Here is a 24,532-nt window from a genome sequence, read left to right as displayed (position 1 = left end):
CCAGCAGTGAGTGACTTAACAATTGTCGCTTGCCCGATATTTTCAAGATGACAATCGTAGGGCATTGAAGTCAATACCTACGATTAAGGTTTCAAACTATAGTTTATGACTTCAATTGGGGGAATAATGCGTGAGGATGGTATTTCGGTGGTTTGGAAAAGGGAATGATGGAGTAAGTTTACGTCATATTAAACAAATTCCTGGAGTGGAAGGGCTTGTTTGGGCGCTCCATGATATACCAGCAGGTGAAGCGTGGCCAGTAGACCGTATTCTTGAAGTAAAACAACAAGCAGATGAATATGGGTTTCATTTAGAAGTCGTGGAAAGTGTTAATATTCATGATGATATTAAGCTTGGCCTCCCTTCTAGAGATACGTATATTGAAAATTATAAGCAAACGATGAGAAATTTGGCCAAAATTGGTGTAAAAGTCATTTGCTATAATTTTATGCCTGTATTTGATTGGGTCAGAACCGATTTATTTAAACCGTTGGAAGATGGTTCAACCGCCTTATTTTACGAAAAGTCGAAAGTGGATGGAATGGATCCATTAGAATTAGTAGAGAAAATCGCCCATACCCCAGATTTCACGATGCCGGGTTGGGAACCAGAACGACTAAAATCGTTAAAAAAGCTTTTTATTGCTTATAGCAATGTGTCAACAGAGCAACTATGGGATAACTTAAAGTACTTTTTAGAACAAATCATTCCAGTAGCAGAGGAATACGATATTAAAATGGCCCTTCATCCAGATGATCCGCCATGGGAGATATTTGAGTTGCCACGATTAATGATCTCACGGGAAAATATTCGTAGACTTCTTAAGCTTGTTGATAGTCCTTATAATGGTATTACTTTATGTAGTGGATCATTGGGAGCGAATCACCAAAATGATATCCCTGCTATGATAAGAGAATTTCATGATCGTATTCCTTTTGCCCATATTAGAAATTTAAAAATCTATGAAAATGGCGATTTTATTGAAACATCTCATCGCAGTCAAGATGGATCTCTTAATCTGTACGAGATTGTCAAAGCTTATCATGACTGTGGATTTAATGGTTATGCGCGTCCAGATCATGGTCGGCATATTTGGGATGAAAAATGTCGGCCTGGGTATGGTTTATATGATCGCGCATTAGGGATCATGTATCTTTGGGGAATCTGGGACTCTTTAGAAGCTATAAAAAAGGAAGCAAATTCCAGCATTAATACGAAAACGATTTAATCATCTACTCTATGAGCTTTTCTCTTTGTTAGGTAAAAGCACGTTGGAAAAATAAAAAGCATGCTACCTATAAGATGCATTGAAAGATCGAAGATAAACTCTTCACTTCTTGCGGGAAGGCTTTTGTATGGAATAATTTGTTCACTTGGCTTACAACTTGTCTATGAAAGCAAATATTTATTCCACTACGATGATAACTGATCTAAAGTATTTGATAAAAATATAAAAAAGAAAGGAGAATGCATGTTGTTAGTACAGAATCCAAATTTAGCAGGAAAAGTAGCCGTCGTAACTGGGGGCGGTGGAATATTATGTGGTTGTATGGCGAGAGAACTCGCCAGACAAGGGATGAAAGTGGCAATATTAAATCGTACGTATGAAAAAGCTGTAAAAGTGACTGACGAGATCAAAGAAGCGGGAGGAGAAGCAATTCCGGTACAATGTGATGTATTAGATAAGGAAAGTGTTAAAAAAGCAGATAAACTAGTATTTGAAAAGTATGGGAAGTGTGAGATTTTAATTAATGGTGCAGGTGGCAATCATCCACAGGCAAGTACAACAAATGAAACCTTCCATTTAGCAGATATAGATGACACGGATACTCAATCATTTTTTGATTTATCTACGGAGGGATTTGAATCTGTTTTTAATCTAAATTTTATCGGTACATTGATTCCTACACAAATTTTCTCGAAGCGGATGATCGAAAATCAAGGTTCGATTATTAATATTTCATCAATGAGTGCGCCAAGTCCAATGACAAAAGTTCCGGCATACAGTGCAGCAAAAGCGGCTATCAACAATTTCACACAATGGTTATCTGTTCATATGGCATCAGCAAATATTCGTGTTAACGCCATTGCACCCGGTTTCTTTTTAACTGATCAAAATCGTTCCTTGCTTACGAATGAGGATGGCTCGCCAACACCAAGAATGGAAAAGATAGTTGCCCATACGCCTATGAGAAAGTTAGGAATTCCAGAGGATTTATTAGGAACGTTATTATGGTTAGTAGATAAGGAAGCGAGTGGATTTGTCACAGGAGTTTGTATCCCAGTTGATGGTGGATTTATGGCTTATTCAGGGGTGTAAGCGAATTTAGGAGATTTTTAGAAACGTATTTGACAGAAAGTGGAAGTAGTGAATTTAAACCATTCAAGGCTACCTTTTTTCTTATGGTTAAGAGAAAGAAGGATGTCTGTTTATTTAAGATCACGAACAGAACAAAAGGATGGGTTATTCATAATCTATATTTTTGGTGAATTTCTAGTTTAGTGAGTCCATTTCATCATTGCTTATTAATGATCAATACACGAACGTTATTGTTAGAGGAGATTGAATGGTTAGTCCATCTATTTCCTTAACTTTGTTGATTGGAGCGGAAGGTGGCGACTCCTTGGGGATTAGTGTATTAGTGCGACAGGTGAGATCCCGCGGGAGTAATATGCTGTAATATGCGACGAGGAAGATCACCGCACGCCCCCCGGAAATCGTCCACCTGAAGCGTAAATCAACGTTGTTCGGATTTAAATGCTAAAATCTCTATATGAAATGGATTCTAGTGACTATGAATTTTGTTTTCACAGTCAATGTCCGGTTAGCGTTTTAAATGTTATTTGTGAAAGGTACTAATAACTCACCTAGGAGCGATATATATTTCCAAGCTCCTAGGCAATGTTTTATAAAAGCTTTAGTAGCTAAACATAACAGAAAATATTCATGAAAGGATGCTCACAACCTAGGCTTGGAAAAGTATGAAGTAAGTACCCTTGTATATAAGGCGGTGTGAGCGAAACCACTTCGGTTTCATGAATGAATGAATGAAACCGAAGTGTGCTTTCTAGCTTTTTACTCATGATGTGATGAATAAAAATACTTTAGCGTAGCTATGCCCCTTTTCCATAGAAAAATGTAAAAAAGAGTAGAAGTACTGTGAAAGGGTATTGCTTATTTCAACAATCAAAGTTATTATATAATTAAACTAACATACTAGTAGGTTAGATAGTTTAGGAATTGAGGAAAATGCTCAAAACTTGTTATTAAACTTTGATCACCAAGTTGTTTCAAAGTAATAAGTTTGATTATCCAATGGACAAACTATGTTAATTTTGTAAGCGTTATTACAATTTGGAAGCGTTTAATTAGACTGATGGATCTTATAGGTTTTCTAAGGGGGAGTGTTTGTGCAACAAATAGCTAGAAAGTCTAAAGCGGATGTATATGTGAAGAAAACATCCAAAACTACAATAGTATTAAGGGCTATAAAAAAAGATTGGCAACTCTATTCTTTATTAGTACTTCCCATTCTTTATCTGGTTATTTTTAAATATGGCCCAATGGCCGGCAATATTATTGCTTTTCGGAAATTTGTCCCAGGAGGAAGTATATTTGGTGAGCAATGGGTGGGTTTGCACTATATAAAAATGTTTATAGCGGATCCGACTTTTTATAAAGTTTTTAAAAACACACTTATTTTGAGTACTTTAACCTTAATTATTACTTTCCCAGCTCCAATTATTTTCGCTCTATTATTAAATGAGCTAAAATCGATGAAATTTAAACGGTTTGTACAAACAGCTTCCTATTTACCTCACTTCTTTTCAATCGTCATTGTATCAGGAATGATTTTGGAATTGGTAGCTGTCAATGGATCAATCAATAATATTGTCGAGTTTTTTACTGGAAATCGGATTAGTTTTATTCAGAAACCCGAATGGTTTAGAACGATTTATATCGGTTCGGAAATTTGGCAAGGGCTTGGTTGGGGAGCGATCCTTTATCTTGCTGCCCTGACTGGTATTAATAATGAATTATATGAAGCAGCAAAGATCGATGGGGCGAATCGTTGGAAACAGACGATCCATATTACGATTCCCGGTATTCTCCCAACTATTATTACATTATTAATTTTAAATATAGGAAATCTATTAGCCGTTGGTTTTGAAAAAATATTACTCTTATATAATCCTTTGAACTACAAAACATCTGATGTTATTGCTACATATGTTTATCGAGTAGGATTAGAATCTAGTAATTTTAGCTATGCTACAGCGATTGGTTTATTTGAAGGGATTATCGGACTTATTTTGGTTTTTTCTGCTAACTATATTTCCAGAAGACTTACGGATAGTAGTTTGTGGTAAGGAGGGGGAAGAATCTTGCGAGAATCTATACAATATAAAGCTTTTAGAGTATTTAATGTGACTGTTTTAATACTGATTGTTGCTTTAACCTTTTACCCTTTTCTAAATATCGTCGCTCAATCATTTAGCTCTGAATCTTTTATTACTTCTGGAAAAGTGAATATATGGCCGAAAGGGTTTAACATCGACACATATAAAATTATTGTGAAAGACAGTATGTTCTGGATTAATTATAAAAACACGGTTGTTTATACAGTAGTTGGGACAATCATTCAAATGATTATGACAACGATGTTTGCTTATGCTTTATCGAAGAAACGGCTATTAGGCAGAGAATTTTTTACGATGTTTGCTGTATTTACAATGTTCTTCGGCGGTGGATTGATTCCCAACTACGTATTAGTCAAATCACTTGGAATGGGTAATACGATGTGGGCGATTGTAATACCAGGCGCGATTAGTGTCTTTAATATGTTGATCATGAAAACTTTTTTCCAGAACATCCCTGATGAACTGGAAGAAGCCGCGATCATGGACGGATCTAGTACATATGGAACTTTGTTCAGAATCGTTTTGCCTCTATCGGCACCTGTACTAGCGACAATGACATTATTCTATTCTGTGGGAAATTGGAATGCCTGGTTCCCGGCTTTTATCTATCTAGAAGATAAAGATCTATTTCCTGTCCAGATTTATTTAAGGAACTTAATAAAAGGAGCAGATTCGACACGATCAGTCGGGGCCACAAGTGCAGATGATCTTTCACAAATATCATCCAATATTAAAGCGGTCACAATGGTTCTAACCGTGTTACCAATTTTATGTGTCTACCCGTATGTGCAAAAGTATTTTGTTTCAGGTGTCATGCTAGGTTCTGTGAAAGGGTAGGATTGATTGGTCACTACTGGAGTTCATTAAAGTAAGTCAAACTGAAGTTATCACAGGAAGTTTTCGAATTTAGCTACTCCTATATCCATTTTAAGGAGGTGGATCGATCCAAATCATATTCACTACTAGTTGCATGATTACCAATGTCTATTATGACTAAAGGGGGAGTATCAATTGGAGAAAAAGTTTAAAAAGTTCTTAGTTCTAATATCTTTTTTATCTATCATTGGCTTTTTGCTAGCCGCCTGTGATAATTCAGAAAAAACAGAAGGTAGTAAAAAAGCGGACATACCCGAAAGTGAAAATGCTATGGAAAATTATGCTGTAGGAGATACATTTAAAGCGAAAGAGGAGATCACTATTCCGATGTTATATAGTGATCATCCCAATTATCCATATAAAAAAGATTGGCTTTTATTTGAGGAAATTAAGAAAAGAACAAATGTTACTTTAGATATGACGATTGTCCCTATGAGTGATTATGCTCAGAAGAGAAGTTTACTAATCAGTAGTGGTGATGCACCGATCATTATACCAAAAACATATCCCGGTGAAGAAGTACCATTCGTTTCTTCAGGTACGATTTTGCCAATTAGTGATTATGTGGATTTGATGCCTAACTATAAAGAAAAAGTAGAAAAGTGGGAGATTGAACCATTTCTTGAATCATTACGCCAAGATGATGGGAAATATTATGTGTTACCTGGTCTCCATGAAGATGTTTGGCCAGACTATACATTGGCTATTCGTACCGATATTTTGGAAGAGTTAGATCTTGAGATGCCAACAACTTGGGATGAATTAGAAACTATTTTGGAAAAAATGAAAGAAGCTTACCCTGATGTTACACCTTTCTCAGATAGATGGGAATTTAAAAGTACCTTGAACTTTGCAGCTACTAGTTTTGGAACTTCGGCGGGATGGGGACTGGGATCCGCTTTGAATTTTGATAAGGATAAGGACGAGTTCGTTTTTGGTCCAGCATCTGACGGCTACAAAGAAATGGTGACATATTTCCATGATCTTGTCGATAAAGGATTACTAGATAAAGAAAGTGTGACACAGGATGATGAACAAGCTCAGAAAAAGTTTGTGAATGGGGAATCATTTGTAATCGGTACAAATTCACAAACGGTTGTTGATTATCGTAATGATCTGAATGAAATTCTTGGTAAAGATAAATTTGCGATCAAGAAAATTGTCGTTCCTGGTGGACCAGCGGGACAAGTAATGGGAGGCTCTAAATTAGAAAATGGGATTATGCTATCTTCAAAAGTGAAGGATGATCCTAACTTTGAAGCGATTCTCCAATTTATTGACTGGTTATGGTATAGCGATGAAGGACAAGAGTTTGCGAAATGGGGAGTTGAGGGAGAAACATATACAAAAGATGCTGATGGGAAGCGCACTCTAACAGAAGATGTAAATTACGTTGGTTTAAATCCAGATGGGACGAAAGCGTTGAATGCTGATTTTGGTTTCTCCGGAGGAAACTTTGCCTATGGTGGAACAACTGATCTTCTTCATTCGATGTTTAGTGAGGAAGAAATTGAATTCCAAGAAGCCATGCATGAAACGAAAGAGTTGATTTTACCTGATCCGCCAATTCGATATGATGAAATGGAGTTGGAGCGATCAACACTATTAAGCACTCCTTTAAAAGATTTTGTTGATACAGCAACATATGAATTTATCTTAGGTGATCGTGATTTAGCAAAATGGGATGATTACCTCAAAGAATTAGAGGATATGGGAATGAACGATTATGTTGACTTGGCTAATGAGGTATATAAAAAGGAAAAATAAATACAATTAATGTGAGAAAACTGCCTGCAATTAAAAATGGTTTTATTGCAGGTAGTTTACCTATTTCTTAGTGCAGAGGTCTCTAACTTACTTTTTAAGGAAACTCCTAAGGAAAACCTTCATTGCTAATAAATAGTAAAGGGATGAACCGCATGTATAAACAACCTAAAGCATTTGGTCAAGGAATTTTCTTTGTCATTTCCAATTATATTTATTGGTTCGCATTAACTAATATTTACTTTATTTTATGCAATCTTATTTTTTTAATTGCCTTCATGACATTAGAACCTGTTTTTTCAAATATGATTCTTATTTTCATAGCTCTTATTCCAACCGGACCTGCTATTACGGCATTATGTTTTGTAATGGATAAATTAATTCAAGAGGGAGAAATTTCTCCTACTAAAGACTTTTTCTATGGGTATAAACTTAACTTTAAAGACACGTTAAAGGTTTGGTTACCATTGCTTGCTGCAATCTTTATTCTTATTATGGATTTACAATATTTTTATCAAGAGAATACTACTTTTAATCAAATAATGGCGATTGTTTTTTTAGTAGGTCTTGGTTTCTTAATAGGTGTCCTCCTTTATGTATTCCCTATTACAGCTAAATATAAATTTAGGATAAGAGATACATATAAGTTATCTATTTATTTTAGCTTTAAGCAGATAAAAATAACGACTGGAAATATTGGGATTCTGATTATTGCCGTATTTTTAATGTTTATTACGACAGATTTTTTATTCTTATTTATCGCAAGCATTTTAAGTTACTTGTTAACATTGAATAGCAGGAAGGTAATGGAGGAAGTTCAAATAAACTATACGAAGTAGCTGGACTGTTTAGTGAAGATAAAGATTATATAACTCCGTTTTTCAAACGGGCCATTTGGATCACTTCCTATGTTTGAGAAAAGAAAGGTGGATTTATAACATCTATATGAAGGAAGTTTGACATATCCTTATATAGATGATTATTTCTTGGAAGAGGTAATCGTAGAATGGACATAACCATACAAAATATAATCGAGAAATTAACAGAGTCTGTTCCTGAATTAAGAGAAACGGTAGATATGCTGACATCGGGGAAACAAGAGGTTGCAGTTTCAGGAATCGCAACAGCTTTTATTGCCACACATAATGTCATCAGAAAAGCGATAGATTTAAATGTGAACCTACTTATCACTCATGAAGGAATTTATTATAGCCATCATGGTAAGCAAGATCAATGGCTAAATGACCCTGTTTATCTTGAAAAAAAGAGACTGATTGAGCAGTCCCAAATGGCGATTTTCCGTTTTCATGACACAATTCATTTATATCAGCCAGATGGAATTATGTTAGGATTATTACGAAAATTGAATTGGGAACCTCATGTTGTAAAACATCATACCACTGAGTCTATTCTCACTTTTCCACCTATGGAATTAGGAGAATTGGCCAAATATGTAAAGAAAAAATTGAATATTCCGTATGTACGCGTTGTTGGAGATTTGTCATTGCTGTGCGAACGGATCGGAATATCAGTTGGTTATCGGGGAGGAGGAGAGAATGCTATTCCCTTATATCAGCGCGAACAGCTTGATTTACTTATAACAGGGGAGGGGCCAGAATGGGAAACACCAGAATATGTGCGAGATGCTTTGCAGCAAGGAAGAAATCGGGGATTAATTTTACTTGGTCATGCAGAAAGTGAAAAAGCGGGGATGGAATATTTAGCAGAAATAATTCAATCAATGTATCCAAGGACCCCAGTACATTTTATCGACGAGAAACCAGTTTTTCAAATGATTTAATGATGAAAGCTCAAGCTAAACCAAAACGGGGAAAAGGAGAGTTTATTTCTATGTTAAATATTGCAGTTATTGGGACAGGGGCTATTGCTCCAGCTCATATTAATGGCTATTTAAATTTTCCTGAAAGGTGTAATATTGTTGCTTTATGTGATACATTTCCTGAAAAAGCGCAAAAACTAAAGGAACAGTTTCAACTTTCAGCTGATGTAGTAGACACTCACAAAGCTCTATTGGAGAGAGAAGATATTGACCTTGTATCCGTTTGTACGCCACCATATACACATGCGGAGATTGCCATAGACTTTTTAGAAGCTGGCAAGCATGTTTTAGTTGAAAAACCAATGGCTTCCTCGCTTGAAGAATGTGATGCCATGAATCAAGCGGCCTACAAGAACCAAAGAATTTTATCCATCGTTGCCCAAAATCGGTTTACAACTCCGATGATGAAGTTGAAAAAGGTGCTGGATACAAAATTGATGGGCCCGATCGTTCATACACAAGTGGATTCTTATTGGTGGAGAGGGCATAGTTATTATGATTTATGGTGGAGAGGCACATGGGAAAAAGAGGGTGGCGGTTGTACATTAAATCATGCAGTCCACCATATTGATCTATTTCAGTGGATGAATGGAATGCCCGCAGAAATAACAGCGATTACAAGCAATACCTCTCATGATAATGCAGAAGTAGAAGATTTATCGATTGCCATTGGAAAATACGAGAATGGAAGTCTCGCACAAATTACAAGTTCAGTTGTCCATCACGGTGAGGAACAACAATTAATTTTCCAAGGCAAAAATGCACGTGTATCAGCTCCCTGGAAATTAAAAGCTTCTAGTTCAAAGGAAAATGGCTTCCCTGAAAATGATAAAAGTTTAGAAACGGAAATTCAAAAAATATACGAACAACTCCCTACATTGAAATACGAGAGGCATGCGGGACAGATTGATGATGTGTTAACTGCGATTGAAGAGAATAAAGGCGTTTTAATTGATGGAGAACAGGGACGGAAAACCTTGGAACTAATTACAGCTATTTATCAGTCTGCTAGTCTTGGAAAAACAGAGACACTTCCACTTGAGGAAGATAGTCCATTCTATACAAGAGAAGGCATTTTGAAGAATGCCACTTATTTTTATGAAAAAACGGCATCCATTGAGAACTTCGCCAGTAATGAAATCACGACAGGTGGAAATTATGAATAAGACATTTTGAACTTCTGGAAAAAGAAGGAGTAATAGTAAACTGATTAATCGTACTCTAAATTAGCATGTTGGTTAGTGTATAACGAAAATCGTAGTTGATGAGCCTTTGTAGGAAGTTGAGCACAATTCCACTAGACAGTGTAAATTTGGCTCTTGTCCTCGTATAGGAAATTATAAAATTATTGGCTTGTGAATAGTTTGCATGATACCGAGGCAATGTCTAGCTCCAGGCGCCATCGGCCCAAGGCTCGCAGGACGAGATTTCAGTGGCGAAGACATGTGGACGTGGGGAGCTGGGCCGATGTTCCATGAAATAATCTGAGCCAAAGAAAGGCAAATAGTGCCTCATTATGGCTCAGAACATTTGCTTGGCGCCTTGCTCAGAGGGCTTACGATGCTGTTTCTCTCGTTCTATCTACTAGTAAATTAGTGTTTGTAATGTTATCTACAGCTTTCTACTACATAATATTGATGGATGAAGCTGTTATAATTGAATAATATAATTGAAATGAGGATATATAGCGAATATGAATAAAAAAATTCTTTTTAATGAAGGATGGGAATTTGCCAAGAGCGGTTTGGAAGTAACGGATCATACGAATTTAAATTTTAAACCGGTTGATCTTCCTCATGATTGGCTCATCTATAATACATTAGATCTCTATGAGAATGGTATTGGTTGGTATCGAAAAAAATTTATGCGTAAAGGGGATAGTGAACAGACACTTTTATATTTTGACGGGGTTTATATGGATTCCACTGTATATGTGAATCAACAGTTTGCAGGGGAATGGAAATACGGATATTCCTCCTTTGAACACGATATTACGAAACAAATCGTCGAAGGTGAAAATGAAATACTCGTAAAAGTTGTCTATCAAAGTCCGAATAGTAGATGGTATTCTGGTGCAGGTATTTACCGAAATGTGTGGCTAAAGACAAGAGAGAAAAATCATATTAAAACAGACGGGATTTATGTACATACAAAGAAAATGCGAGATAGCTGGCAGATTGATATTGATACTGACGTACATATAAAAGAAAATGCCTCTCTCACTCAAACCATTTTATATCAAGGGCAAGAGATTAAAAAAACGCTTAAAACTATTAAGGCTGGAAATGATTCAATCCACCGAATTCAACAGAGATTTTATGTTGAAAATCCATTGCTATGGAGTATAGATGATCCTAATTTATATCAACTTCACACAGAGTTATCTACAGTTGGAGCAGATGCTGAAGTGATAAAGGTAACTGAATCAATTTCACAAAATATCGGGTTCCGTCATATTGTTTTAGATTCGCAAGAAGGATTTAAACTAAATGGGCAGAAAATGAAATTAAATGGTGTCTGTGAACATCATGATTTAGGAGCATTGGGTGCAGCTTTTAATAAAGTTGCCTTAAGAAGAAGGTTTGAGATTTTAAAAGAAATGGGTGTAAATGCTATTCGAACAGCCCATAATATGCCTGCTAAAGAATTGATGGAATTAGCAGATGAAATGGGTTTCCTAGTCGTCTCAGAAGCTTTTGATATGTGGGAAAAACCAAAAACTCCTTATGATTATGCCCGATTTTTTCCAGATTGGGCAGAACGAGATGTAAAAAGTTGGGTAATGCGTGATCGCAATCACCCTAGTTTGTTAATGTGGAGTATCGGCAATGAAATTTATGATACACATGCGGATGACAGGGGACAGGAAATGACTAAAATGCTAATGGACTATGTAAACGAATATGATCCCAAGAGGAATGCAGTTGTAACAATTGGTTCAAATTATATGCCATGGGAAAATGCACAGAAATGCGCGGACCTCGTTAAGATTGCTGGCTATAATTATGCAGAAAAATATTATGAACAGCACCATCAAGAACATCCAGATTGGATCATTTACGGGAGTGAGACCTCTTCTGTCGTACAAAGTAGGGGGATCTATCATTTTCCTTACGAAAAATCAATTCTAGCAGATGATGATGAGCAATGTTCAGCGCTTGGCAATAGTTCAACTAGTTGGGGAGCAAAATCAGCAGAAGCTTGTATTTTGGCAGAGAGGGATACGCCATTCTCCCTTGGTCAATTTTTATGGACAGGCTTTGATTATATTGGTGAACCAACACCTTATCATACAAAGAACTCATATTTTGGTCAGATTGATACGGCTACATTTAAGAAGGACGCTTATTATATTTATCAAGCAGCATGGACAGATTATAAGGAAAAGCCAATGGTTCATATCTTTCCTTATTGGGATTTTAATCAAGGTCAGATCATTGATGTACGTGTATGTTCGAATGCCCCGAAAGTAGAATTGCAGTTAAATGGTCGCTCGATTGGTATGCATGATATCGACCATGAACATGGAACAGAGCTTGTCGCTTGGTGGAAAGTTCCATATGAACAAGGAGAGTTAAAGGCCATTGCCTATGATGAGCATGGAAAAGTGATTGCAACGGATGTAAGACATTCTTTTGGTGAGGCGAAGAAAATTAGTTTGATTGCCGACAAAGAACAACTGATAGCTAATGGTACTGATTTGCTGTTTGTGGAGATTAATGTAAAAGATGTAAATGATCATCCAGTTGAAAATGCTAATAATCGTGTCACAGTTAGTGTTGCGGGTGCCGGTCGCCTGCTTGGTTTGGATAATGGGGATAGTACTGATTACGACCCATATAAAGGAACGAGTAGGAGATTATTTAGTGGAAAGCTTATGGCGATTATTGGCTCAACATGTAAACCAGGGAAGGTTCAAATTGAGGTTACTTCACACGGTCTGCCAAGTGAAACGTTAGAACTTGAGTCTATTGCTAGTCAAGTTGAAACCGTTGCAAGGGTTTCTGCGAATATGGAAAATCAAACTTTACCATGTGTGCTCGGGAATGATAAAGAAATCCCTTTACGAAAGATTGAAATTATTAGTGATGCAGGACAAGTGTTGAACGAAACAAAGAAAGAAATCGATGTGCAAGTGAAATTGCATCCAGAAAATACTTCATATCATGGGGTTGAATGGAGTGTAGTTAATGATGTCGGCATAACTTCCAATATTGCTCAAGTAGAAGCGAATGGTCATCAAGCAAAGTTAATAGCTCTGGGAGACGGGGAATTTCGTTTGCGCTGTACAAGCAAAAATGGCAGCGATAAAACGAAACTTATTTCTGAGCTTGAGTTTAAGGCTACAGGACTTGGCACTGCCTATAAAGATCCATATGGATTTATTTCCGCAGGATTGTATGACTATAGCAAAGGAGAAGTAGGAAATGGGAATGAGCGCGGAGTTGCCACAAGTCGAGATGGCGAAACACAGATAGGATTTCATGACATCGATTTTGGGAGAGAAGGTTCTGATACGATTACTATCCCAATCTTTGCCCTGTCCAATGAAGAATATTTTATGCAAATTTGGGAAGGAATGCCTAATGAGGAGGACAGTGAACGATTAGCAGATGTGATTTACCAAAAGGAATCCAAATGGAATGTATATCAAGAAGAAACATATCTCCTCAACAAACGTTTGTCTGGGATTACATCCATTTGCTTTGTTCTGCAACAAAAAGTTCATATTAAAGGCTTCTCATTTGAAAAAAAGAACAGAGCTTTTGAAAGAATTCAAGCAACACAATGTGATCAAATATATGGAGATGCCTTTAACATAACAGAGAAAAGTGTGGAAGGGATCGGAAATAATGTGTCCTTGGAACTTGAACAATTGGATTTTACTAATGAAGGTGCAACAAAGCTCGTGATCTGTGGTCGTTCTCCGATAGAAAAAAATACGATTCATATCCGCTTTGCTAACGAAGAGGAAAGTAGTCAGCAAATTGTAGAATTCATACATTCTGACGAATACGAAGAGCGTATATTTGAACTTGAAAAAATAACGGGAAGTCAAAAAGTTACTTTTATATTTTTACCAGGAAGTCACTTCGATTTTGCTTGGTTCCGTTTTGAAAAATAAGAAGGAATTTAAAGAGGTTGGGACAAAAGTGTTTTCAGCAAAGAAAAACCGAACTACTAAGTGCATATAACCTGCTCCGGAAATATACTTGGCTATGGTAATGCACCGTTCGTCTTTGATGCTAAACATTTTAATTATATCCCAACCTCTTTTTTTGAAAATTGTCCACTCGATATTGTGGAAAATAAAAAAATAGCTAATCGCATGAAATCCCTGCTGCACATCTCGATTAAAATGCTCCTTTGGCTCGATGTATTTGTGTCGACGACTCGTCTTTCAAGCTTGATAGCTCGTGAACAGCTCCAGACGGTTTAAACTCATGGAAATCTCTTTAGTTTTTAAAGTATAATCTTTAGTTTAGCTAGGTTAATTTCCTTTGAGGACAAGCTATAATACTAGATTGAGAGGAGGTCTATTAATATAAAATGTAAGCGTTTACTAAAAAGGTGATGAAATTTATAAGTGGGGGAATTCGAAAAATGAGAAGAAGGTTAAAATTAACTGTTTCATCATTACTTATCGCTATTTTAATCATACAACTAGGACAGGGCCTGCAGGTTGTAGAAGCCGAAGAGCAGGAGGTAGAGACAAATCGGATCTTTCATGAAACCTTTGCCGAAGGTCTAGGGATTGTTTTACAGGCAGGTAATGCACAATTGGAGACAGTTTCTGATGTTACTTTTACAGGCAATGATGACGGAAAAGCAGTCCATATAAGCGGGAGAACGAATAATTGGGATGGTGTGGATATTAAATTTAACGATATCGGCATGGAAAAAGGAAAAACGTACACCTTTACTATGAATGGCTATGTTGATGAAAGCGAACGTATTCCAGAAGGGGGGCAAGCATGGGTACAGATTCCATCAGGAGATTATCCTTTATTAGCTAGTGCAGATTTTATAGCTGGTCAAGCATTTACGATGACAGCTCAGTATACAGTTGATACTGGTGAAGATACATCCTTACGTATCCAATCTAACGATGAAGCAAAGACGGTCCCATTCTATATTGGGGAGATCCTTATTACAGAGCAGGTTAGTGTAGAGGATAAAGAGGAACCAGAAGAGCAGAGACCTGCGCCAGACACATTCACAACCATTACCTTTGAAGATCAATCATTAGCTGGCTTTGCGGGAAGAGGAGATACAGAAACCCTGACTATCACAGATGAAGAAAATCATACAGATGGTGGGAAGTATGCACTGAAAGTAGAAAATCGAACTAAAGAATGGAATGGCCCCTCATTACGAGTAGAGTCATATATTGATAAGGGAAAGGAGTATAATATTTCGGCTTGGATCAAGTTGATTTCTCCTGAAAGTGCACAGTTACAGTTATCGACACAGGTAGGAAGTGAGGGTCACGGTGCAAGCTATAATAATCTTCAAGGTAAAACAATCAGTAGAGAAGATGGTTGGGTACAACTTGAAGGAACTTATCGTTATAGCAGTGTCGGTGATGAATATGTAACCATTTATATAGAAAGTACTAACAATAGTACGGCAGCTTTCTATATTGATGACATCCGTTTTGAACTTATGGAGTCAGACCCTGTTGATATTGACGAGGATTTAACCGCAATCCGGGATGTTTATCAAAACTATTTCTATATTGGAAATGCCGTATCAACGACAGATCTGGAGGGAAGTCGACTTGAACTACTTAAGGGGCATCATAATCTCGTGACAGCAGAAAATGCGATGAAACCAAGCTATGCCTACAATGAACAGAGAGAATTCGATTTTACTGCTGAAGATGCTCTTGTTGACAAGGCTTTAGCTGAGGGACTAAAAGTGCATGGTCATGTGCTTGTTTGGCATCAACAGTCACCAGAATGGTTATATGTTGATGAAAATGGTGCTCCATTAAGTAGGAAAGAGGCACTTGAAAATTTAAGAATTCATGTCAAAACTGTTGTCGAGCATTTCGGACCAAATGTCATTTCCTGGGATGTTGTCAATGAAGCAATGAACGACAATCCAACAAATCCTTCTGATTGGGAAGCCTCATTACGTCAATCAGGATGGTATAAAGCGATTGGTTCTGATTATATAGAACAGGCCTTTAGAATAGCAAAAGAAGTAATCAATGAAAAAGATTGGGAGATCAAGCTCTATTACAATGATTATAATGATGATAATCAAAACAAAGCCGAAGCCATTTATCAAATGGTAAAAGAAATCAATGAAAACTATGCAGCAGAACATAATGGGGATATCCTGATTGACGGTATTGGGATGCAAGGTCATTATAATTTAAATACCAATCCAGAAAATGTGAGACGATCTTTAGAGAAATTTATCTCTCTAGGTGTTGAGGTAGGTGTGACAGAACTTGATATTACTGCCGGAGCTGACAATGAGCTTACCAAGGAACAAGCGAATGCACAAGGGTATTTATATGCACAACTATTTCAAATTTATAAAGAATATGCCGATCATATTTCTCGAGTTACATTTTGGGGATTGAATGATGCAACAAGTTGGAGAGCAGCGCAAAGTCCGCTATTATTTGATCGAAATATGCAAGCCAAACCGGCTTATTATGCTGTCATCGATCCGGACAAATTTATGAAAGAACATGGAACAAGTGAACGAGAGGTGAACTATGAAACTGCTTTGTTTGGTACACCTGTAATAGATGGAACGATCGATGAGGTCTGGAACAAGACTTCTGCACTTCCAATTCAACGCTATCAGACAGCCTGGCATGGTGCCAATGGAATAGCTAAAGCTCTTTGGGATGAGGAAAACTTGTACGTATTATTTCAGGTTAGTGATTCCAGCCTTGATCAATCAAATCCTGAAGCCTATGAGCAAGATTCGGTTGAGGTATTTCTGGATGAAAATAATGCAAAGACATCATTTTACGAAAAGGACGATGGCCAATATAGAGTCAATTTTGAAAACGAGACTACTTTTAATCCTGAAAGTATTGAAGATGGTTTCGCATCCGCAACTCATGTATCGGGAAATGGTTACATAGTTGAAATGAAGATTCCATTTAAAACGGTTACTCCAGAAAATAATATGCAAATTGGTTTTGATGTACAAATCAACGATGCCCAGGCTGGTTCACGTCAAAGCATAGCCACATGGAATGACACAACAGGTGTGGGCTATCAAGATCCATCAGTATTCGGTATTCTGACACTTGAAGGACTAGCTGAAACACCAGACGAAGAAACGCCAGGTGGAACAGATCCAGAAGGAACCCCAGGCGATCAGGACCCAGATGAAATGCCGGGTGGAACAGAGCCTAATGAAACAACAGATGGTAAAGAATCAGGTCAATCACCGAGCGGAAAAGAGCAAGGTAAAACACAAGATGAAGATATTCAAAAAGGGACCCCGAAGAGCGGTGGTTCTACCGCTACAAAGGATGGAAGCCTACTTCCTAATACGGCAACGAATATATTTAATTGGTTATTTTTAGGCTTCGTTATGTTACTAGGAGGATGTTCCGCTTTTTTTATTATTCAAAGAAGAAATGTATAAGGAATAACAAGCTTCAGACTGTAGACAAACACCATGAATTTTGGCGTTTGCCTACAGTCTTTTTTCTTTTAAAATAGTGATAAAACTAGAAAGGTTGATTTCCGCTGCGAGCGGACGCTTTCCGCGGGCACGGCTTCAGCCGCTTCCCTCGCTGCGCTCAGTCCAGGGTCTTCAGCTCGCGCTGTTCCCGCTGGAGTCGCCGCTCTCCGCTCCAATCAACGGTATTTTCTATTAACTGAATGAGGTGATGGATATGATGAGAAGAATCAAATTAATGAACGCGAACAGCTGGAAATGCTGACAATAGAGCAGTTGGTTCCTCAAGACTATCTGTCTGGTGCGCAAACTGGATGCGGCTATTGATTTCTCCTTTATCTATCCATTAGTCGATGATCTTTACTCAACCATTGGGAGACCCAGCATAGATCCTGTCGTACTGATCAAGATGACATTCATTCAGTATACCTTTGGCATCCGTTCCATGCGCCAGACAATCAAGGAAATTGAAACAAATGTGGCATATCGCTGGTTCCTTGGCTTTGTCTTTCATACAGAGGTTCTTCGCTTTTCCACGTTCGGAAAAAACTATGTGCGTCGATTTGCAGATACAGACCTATTCGAGCAGATCTTCAATAAAGTTCTAAACGAGGTGGCAAGCCGCGGGCTTCTCAGCCCCGACCATGTCTTTATTGATTCGACCCATGTGAAAGCCAGCGCGAATAAAAGAAAGTTTGAGAAGAAGGTTGTTCGTAAAGAGACGATTGAGCGTGTCTTTGCCGATGCAAAAGAAAAGCATGGCATGCGATGGACAAACCTTTTGTCTACACTCTGAAGCTTGGTAGTAAATAACTACCAAGCTTTTCTTGTTCAAAGAATCCATATCTTATTAACAAAACAATAGAATCCTTCAAAAAAATCTCCGCTTAAGATAGCGGAAAGAAGTTCCTTATTATTAAGCTGGTTCTATCTGTAAAAAAATAGAATAGGATTTTATAATAGTAAAATTTGTAAAGTTATCCATTTAGTTCGATCGATGCTCCTTAACATATAAACTAGTAAATGAAGTGGACACTCCTTAAGTAAATTGCATTTAGGAGGTGACGAAGGTATAACAAGAACCGCGACTAAAGAAAGTTAACTTATTGATAGGGTGGTGTAAAAGAAAAATGAGAAAAAACCTTTTCTTTCTATGTGCAATTGTTATTTTAAGCCTTGTTTCTATTCTCTCAGGGTGTACATCATCAACATCCAATACAAAAAAGCAGGAATTGACTATCTGGACGTTTACGGATGAGGCCAAGTATGCGGTTGAAAAATTTGAAGAAAGAAATCCGGATATAAAAGTTAATCTTCTTTTTATTACAAGTGATAATTACGTTCAAAAGTTGATTTCCGTTTTGCAGGTAGAGAAAAATGTTCCTGATATATTCTTTGTGGAAAATACGTATTGGCCACAAATTAAGGAAATACCGCGCTTAGAAAATTTGTCACAGTCTCCCTATAATGCTGAAGAGATACTTGAACAGCAATTTCAGTATATTCAAGATATCGAAAAAGATGAAGATGGGATTGTGAGGGGATTAGGCTATCAGGGAACCCCAGGTGCTTTTTATTATCGTAGAGACTTAACAAAAGAATACTTAGGTACAGATGATCCTGATGAAGTAAGCGAGATGATTAATAATTGGGATAAAATTATGGATATTGGTGAGAGGGTTTTCAAAGAGAGTAATGGAGAGGTTCACGCTTTATCTAGCTGGAGTGATATCGATATTGTAGAAAGCTCGAATATTGAAGAGCCTTGGGTCGTCGATGGAAAGCTTGTCATCGATTCCGTCCGTTTGAATGAATTGGATTTAATAAAGGAAGCAAGAGAAAGGAATGTGGAGGCAAAGTATGAAGCATGGGGGCCAGCATGGACAGCTTCCATGCAAAAGGGATCTGTCATGTTTTATGCTGAACCGACATGGGGGCTCCCTTATATTTTTGAAAAGAATGCACCTGAAACTGCCGGTAAATGGGGGTTAGCCCATGGCCCGAAATCATTTAGTGGTGGGGGTACGTTTTTAGCGATGTACAACAATAGCCAAAATAAGAATCTAGCCTGGGAATTTATGAAGTTTTATACGACTGACTCTGAATTTTCAAAGGAGTTAGCCGAATCTCAACAATATTTTCTCAGTAATAAAAATATAGACTCTGAATTGGCCCCAAAGTTGACATCTGAATTTCTTGGCGGACAAAAATACTTTGAATTTTTTGTCGAGGCGGGAGAACAAGTTCCATCTGCTCCACAATCAAAGTATGACAATGATATTAATGGACTGTGGAGTGATAAAGTAAATAATTATTTGAATGGGAGATACAAATCGCAAGAAGAAATGCTGGAGTCATTCAAAATGGAAGTTGGACATAATTTTCCTGAACTTGAGGTGGATTAAGCGATGAACGGGTTATATATTTCGGTAAAGGGGGATGGAGTATGTTTTCAAAAGTATTACGAAAGGATCATTATGGGTATGTATTTATCGCCCCATTTTTTATTATTTTTTTGATTTTCGGATTGTATCCAATTGTATACTCTTTCTATTTAAGTTTTACCGATTGGGATGGATTTGGTACTCCAGTCTTAGTCGGTCTCGGGAATTATCAACGACTGGCTGGCGATTTTTTCTTTTATAAATCATTGTTTAATACACTACTTATTTGGGGAGTTTCTGTTATCCCACAATTAACCGTTAGTTTAGTACTTGCCGTCATTTTACATGAGAAATTTGTAAAGGGAAAAAGTATTTTTCGAGCCGTATTTTTCTTTCCGAATATCGTCACAGCTGCCTCATTAGGTCTTTTGGTTGGATTGATTTTCAGTTGGCAAACAGGGAGCTTTAATCAATTTCTTATGAGTCTTGGCTTTATTCAGGATCCAATACATTGGGCTGATAAGCCGATTTTTATGAGAATACTTGTCTCATCTATTCTTTTTTGGCAATATTTTGGCTACTCTATGATCATTTATATTGCGGGTCTTCAAGGTATTTCTAAAGATTTACTAGAAGCTGCTGAAATTGATGGCGCTTCCAAAGTGAAAGTCTTTTTTCATATTACATTACCGCTATTAAGGCCGATTATTATTTTCCAAGTTATTACTTCCATCATCGGTGGGATGCAAATATTTGATCAACCATATACATTAACCGATGGTACAGGTGAACCGGATAAAGCGACTTTAACAAGCGTAATGTATTTATATGAGACTGCCTTTACAAGGTATCAATATGGATATGGATCAGCGATTGCATTCGGATTATTTATTGTGATTGTAATCTTTTCGATTCTTTCCTTTGCGATTACGAAACGTCGAACAAATACCGAAAATATTCAGGGAGGGCATAAATAATGGCACAAAAGGTAGTGCAAGCACAAGTGAGACGACCACTACGAAATTCTAAAAAGATAAAACCAAGTCATATCATTATCCATGCTTTACTTATTTGTTTATCCATTATCTGTATTGTTCCCTTTTACATTATGATTATTTACGGTACACATACAAACGCAGATATTGCTTCTAAATTCATCTTTTTACCTGGACATGCATTGATTGAAAATTATCAATCGATGAATGAGAACATTAATATATGGCGTGGATTTTTGAATAGTTTAATCATCTCAACATGTTCAACAGCACTTACGCTTTATTTTGGGGCTTTAAATGCATATGGATTTGCTAAATATAAATTCAAAGGAAATAAAGTGTTGTTTTGGTTTGTATTGGCAACAATGATGGTTCCCCAGCAGCTGGGGCTTGTGGGCACTTTCAGGATTATGTATATTTTAAATCTTTTGGACACATATGCTGCTTTAATTTTACCGGCGGCTGCTAATGCTTTTGCTGTTTTCTTTGTCAAACAATTTATTGATGGAACCATTCCAGATGAAATTATGGAATCAGCAAGGGTAGATGGAGCCGGTGAATTTAAAACGTTTAATCGGATTGTTTTGCCTATGCTTTTACCGGCATTGGCAGCATTGGGTATTTTTGCTTTTATTGGTTCTTGGAATAACTTTATTGGACCATTAGTCTTACTGTTTTCCAATTCAAAATATCCTCTACCATTGTTAGTTCAACTGCTTCAAGGTTACTATGGTACAAATTACGGTGTGCAGTATTTAGGGGTAGCGTTATCGGTCCTACCAATCATCATTGTTTTTGCGCTGTTTTCCAAGCGAATTATTGGTAGTGTCGCGATTGGAGCAGTGAAAGGCTAATAAGGCAAGGGATGACAAAAACACTGTTAGTTACTTATGGAAGGAGTGAGTTATCATGCGATTAAATGGACTTATGAAGGTAGTGTACCAAGCGGGGGAATGGGTGATCAAACTAGTATACGCCAATTTACTTTGGATGTTTTTCACCCTATTAGGGCTTGGAATTTTTGGAGTGATGCCAGCAACGGTCGGATTATTTACTCTTTTACGGCAGTGGATTATGGGAAATGAAAGAGAACCAGCTTATAAAATCTATTGGAATAGTTTTCGGCAAGAATTTTTAAGGTCAAATCTAGTTGGTCTAATATTCCTAGTGGTAGGCTATATTTTAAGAATGGATATTATCTTTTTTAAGACATCTTCTCATTTCATATTTCAAATCCTTCTTGCTGTGTTATTTTGTGTAGGTTTATTATATCTCATTACTTTATTAAACTTTTTTCCTGTGTATGTTCACTATAAAATCTCCTTTTTTGCGTATTTCAAATATGCTTTACTTATCGGTATTTCGCAACTTTCTTCAACGCTTATGATGATAATTGGTAGTGTCGTTATCTTTTGTTTATACTGGTATTTTTCTGGCCTTATCCCCCTCCTTTGTTTTAGTTTGTTTAGCTTAAATCTAATGTGGTTTGGGTATCAGGCGTTTAAAAAAATTGAATATGAACAGCAACAGACACAATTATCAAGACAATAAATTCTGTTTAGAGGACCCTTGAAAGTAATTTAATTTCAAGGGTCCTTAGTTAATTTTTAAATTTGATAAATCAATTTTTTACAGCGCCATCTGTTATACCAGCGATAAATTGGCGATTAAATATTATAAATACAATCAAGATTGGAATCGTTGCTAGGAATGTTCCCGCAAGGATCATCGAATAGTCTGTGAAATAGACATCATTCAGTGTTCTTAAGGCAATTTGAATTGTATGAGAGGCCTGGTCTTTTAAAACAACGAGTGGCCATAAGAAATCATTCCATGTTCCCATAAATGTCACAATACCTAGAGTAGCCAAACCTGGACGGACTGCTGGAATGACGATATTCCAGTAAGTTCTAAAATTACTACACCCATCAATTCTCGAGGCTTCGATTAATTCATACGGGACAGCAGATGAGATATACTGTCTCATCCAGAAAACCCCAAATGCTGATACCATTCCCGGTACAATGACTGCTTTCACATCATCTACCCAGCCTAATTTACTTATAAGCATAAAGTTAGGAATAAGCGATAGCTGAGGCGGGATCATCATAGTAGCAAGTAAAAAGATGAACATAAAATCCCTGCCTTTAAATTCCAATTTAGCAAATGCAAATCCAGCTAGAGAGCTAAAGAATAAGACGGACACCGTTACAGCAGTGGAGATAAGCAAAGAATTCCAAATGGCTCCAAAAAAGTCAATTCGTTCAAAGACAATCTGAGCATTTTTTATGAAATTTGCTCCAGGTAAAACAACTGGAGGGATTTTATTTACATCACTCGTTGTATTGGACCCCATTACGAACATCCAATAAAACGGAAAAATTGAAATAAGCGCACTAAAAGTAATAAAGCAATATAAAACGATTTGTGGTAACTTTTTTTCCCCGACTTGTTTCAAAATGGCTGCCCCCTTAATCAGTTGAATTAATTTTCCTAGTGAGCATGACGTTAGTAAGTGAGAAGATAATAATAATAATGAATAATAACCATGCAATAGCTGACGCATACCCAAATGAGAACCTTGTAAAGGCTTCTTCATATAAATAAAGTGTCATCGTCAACCCTTGATTATTGCCCCCTTTACCAAATAGTAAAGGTTCAGTGAAAATCTGCATTCCGCCTATCGTGGATTGTAGAACGGTAAAAATAATAATTGGTCTTAATAAAGGAACGGTTATATAAATTAATTGCTGCATTTTTGAAGCGCCATCAATAATAGCAGCTTCATATAAAGCTTTAGAAATGCCCTGTAAGCCAGCAAGGTAAATAATGGCATTGTAACCTACCCAGCGCCACATAACCATTGCAGAAATTACCACATGTGTCCCGACATAGGAACCTTTCCAATTAATTGGCTCAATTCCAAAAAAGGACAACACATAGTTCACGATGCCATATTGCGTCCCGAACATGGCTGAAAAAATAATCGCCACTGCAACAATTGAAGTTACGTTGGGCATAAATATACTTAAGCGAAAAAAAGCTTTGCCTTTTAAAAAAGCTTGATTTAATAAAAAGGCAATAACTAAAGCGGCGATTAATTGTGGGATGGTAGATAAAATCCAAATACTAAAAGTATTCCCAAGTGCTTTCCAAAACAATGGGTCATTTGTAAACAGAGATATATAGTTTTTGAAACCTACAAATTCAGCTGTACCTAAAATATCCCATTTATGAAATGAAAGATAAGCTGTAAATAATAATGGAAAGACACCAAAGATACCAAACAAAATGAAAAATGGAGATATGAATAAATAACCGGATCTTCTATCTGCGGCCTTTTGGCTATATTTCTTCGTTTTTATGGGAGCACTCTTATTCGTTGCCAATTCTTGTTTCACATGGATACCTCCACTCTATGAAATATTAGAAAAACAGGCTGGGACAAAAGGGCTTACCTAAGGAAATTTTCCTCATTAGCTAGAGCCTGCAAATAATCCACTTCGAATTTTATCTGCATTCTCGTCTTTAGTGTCAGTCGCTCTTGTTATGTCCCAGCCTTATTTATTTGTTCAAATATTTATCGTTCA

At 37.0% G+C, this 24,532-nt stretch carries 16 protein-coding genes and 1 pseudogene; 15 read left to right on the top strand and 2 right to left on the bottom strand.

Annotation, left to right across the window (positions count from 1 at the left end; all coding sequences use genetic code 11):
• Positions 1 to 130: 130 nt before the first annotated feature.
• The 15 genes and pseudogenes from uxuA to J2Z23_RS14450 all read left to right on the top strand — a co-directional run bounded on the left by uxuA (position 131) and on the right by J2Z23_RS14450 (position 22,493).
• Positions 131 to 1,228 carry a mannonate dehydratase gene (gene uxuA, locus J2Z23_RS14520; protein WP_057983560.1) on the top strand — a complete coding sequence of 366 codons (1,098 nt, stop codon included), beginning with the start codon at positions 131 to 133 and terminating at the stop codon, positions 1,226 to 1,228.
• Positions 1,229 to 1,474: 246 nt separating this feature from the next.
• Complete coding sequence (locus tag J2Z23_RS14515) at positions 1,475 to 2,320, top strand: SDR family oxidoreductase (RefSeq protein ID WP_057983558.1); 846 nt, start codon at positions 1,475 to 1,477, stop codon at positions 2,318 to 2,320.
• A 1,130-nt stretch (positions 2,321 to 3,450) separates the two neighbouring features.
• Positions 3,451 to 4,371, top strand: a complete 921-nt coding sequence (locus tag J2Z23_RS14510) for an ABC transporter permease (protein WP_238456248.1) — start codon at positions 3,451 to 3,453, stop codon at positions 4,369 to 4,371.
• A gap of 15 nt (positions 4,372 to 4,386) precedes the next feature.
• A complete protein-coding gene (locus J2Z23_RS14505; RefSeq protein ID WP_057983554.1) occupies positions 4,387 to 5,259 on the top strand; it encodes a carbohydrate ABC transporter permease in 873 nt (290 codons plus the stop codon).
• Between the two features lie 174 nt (positions 5,260 to 5,433).
• Positions 5,434 to 7,065: an ABC transporter substrate-binding protein gene (locus J2Z23_RS14500; protein WP_064468959.1), complete on the top strand. Its 1,632-nt coding sequence runs from the start codon at positions 5,434 to 5,436 to the stop codon at positions 7,063 to 7,065.
• A 152-nt stretch (positions 7,066 to 7,217) separates the two neighbouring features.
• Positions 7,218 to 7,901, top strand: coding sequence for a YesL family protein (locus tag J2Z23_RS14495; protein WP_057983550.1), 684 nt, complete (start codon positions 7,218 to 7,220; stop codon positions 7,899 to 7,901).
• A 167-nt stretch (positions 7,902 to 8,068) separates the two neighbouring features.
• Complete coding sequence (locus J2Z23_RS14490) at positions 8,069 to 8,863, top strand: Nif3-like dinuclear metal center hexameric protein (RefSeq protein ID WP_209974351.1); 795 nt, start codon at positions 8,069 to 8,071, stop codon at positions 8,861 to 8,863.
• A 50-nt stretch (positions 8,864 to 8,913) separates the two neighbouring features.
• The gene (locus tag J2Z23_RS14485) at positions 8,914 to 10,068 is read left to right on the top strand and encodes a Gfo/Idh/MocA family protein (RefSeq protein ID WP_209974367.1); all 1,155 of its coding nucleotides are present in this window, start codon (positions 8,914 to 8,916) and stop codon (positions 10,066 to 10,068) included.
• Between the two features lie 527 nt (positions 10,069 to 10,595).
• Positions 10,596 to 14,027: a glycoside hydrolase family 2 TIM barrel-domain containing protein gene (locus J2Z23_RS14480; protein ID WP_209974349.1), complete on the top strand. Its 3,432-nt coding sequence runs from the start codon at positions 10,596 to 10,598 to the stop codon at positions 14,025 to 14,027.
• A gap of 479 nt (positions 14,028 to 14,506) precedes the next feature.
• Positions 14,507 to 17,527: an endo-1,4-beta-xylanase gene (locus J2Z23_RS14475; RefSeq protein ID WP_209974347.1), complete on the top strand. Its 3,021-nt coding sequence runs from the start codon at positions 14,507 to 14,509 to the stop codon at positions 17,525 to 17,527.
• Between the two features lie 294 nt (positions 17,528 to 17,821).
• A pseudogene (locus J2Z23_RS14470) lies at positions 17,822 to 18,287 on the top strand (transposase); the annotation flags it as partial.
• Positions 18,288 to 18,693: 406 nt separating this feature from the next.
• Positions 18,694 to 19,968, top strand: coding sequence for an ABC transporter substrate-binding protein (locus tag J2Z23_RS14465; protein ID WP_057983539.1), 1,275 nt, complete (start codon positions 18,694 to 18,696; stop codon positions 19,966 to 19,968).
• A 41-nt stretch (positions 19,969 to 20,009) separates the two neighbouring features.
• The gene (locus J2Z23_RS14460; RefSeq protein WP_057983538.1) at positions 20,010 to 20,924 is read left to right on the top strand and encodes a carbohydrate ABC transporter permease; all 915 of its coding nucleotides are present in this window, start codon (positions 20,010 to 20,012) and stop codon (positions 20,922 to 20,924) included.
• The gene (locus J2Z23_RS14455; protein WP_082881317.1) at positions 20,924 to 21,796 is read left to right on the top strand and encodes a carbohydrate ABC transporter permease; all 873 of its coding nucleotides are present in this window, start codon (positions 20,924 to 20,926) and stop codon (positions 21,794 to 21,796) included. The genes J2Z23_RS14460 and J2Z23_RS14455 overlap by 1 nt, the downstream gene beginning before the upstream one ends.
• Positions 21,797 to 21,869: 73 nt before the next feature.
• On the top strand, positions 21,870 to 22,493 hold the full coding sequence (locus J2Z23_RS14450; RefSeq protein ID WP_209974345.1) for a YesL family protein: 624 nt from the start codon (positions 21,870 to 21,872) through the stop codon (positions 22,491 to 22,493).
• A 70-nt stretch (positions 22,494 to 22,563) separates the two neighbouring features.
• Here the strand turns inward: J2Z23_RS14450 and J2Z23_RS14445 are convergent, their stop codons facing one another.
• Both J2Z23_RS14445 and J2Z23_RS14440 read right to left on the bottom strand, forming a co-directional pair.
• Positions 22,564 to 23,400 carry a carbohydrate ABC transporter permease gene (locus J2Z23_RS14445; protein ID WP_057983534.1) on the bottom strand — a complete coding sequence of 279 codons (837 nt, stop codon included), beginning with the start codon at positions 23,398 to 23,400 and terminating at the stop codon, positions 22,564 to 22,566.
• A 13-nt stretch (positions 23,401 to 23,413) separates the two neighbouring features.
• Positions 23,414 to 24,343, bottom strand: coding sequence for a carbohydrate ABC transporter permease (locus J2Z23_RS14440; protein WP_338018434.1), 930 nt, complete (start codon positions 24,341 to 24,343; stop codon positions 23,414 to 23,416).
• Between the last annotated feature and the right edge of the window lie 189 nt (positions 24,344 to 24,532).

It is taken from the genome of Lederbergia galactosidilytica (assembly GCF_017873565.1).
GTDB classification, from domain to species: Bacteria; Bacillota; Bacilli; order Bacillales; family Bacillaceae_C; genus Lederbergia; species Lederbergia galactosidilytica.
Note: the sequence above shows the minus strand (reverse complement) of the source record. Positions and strands in the feature narration are given on the sequence as shown.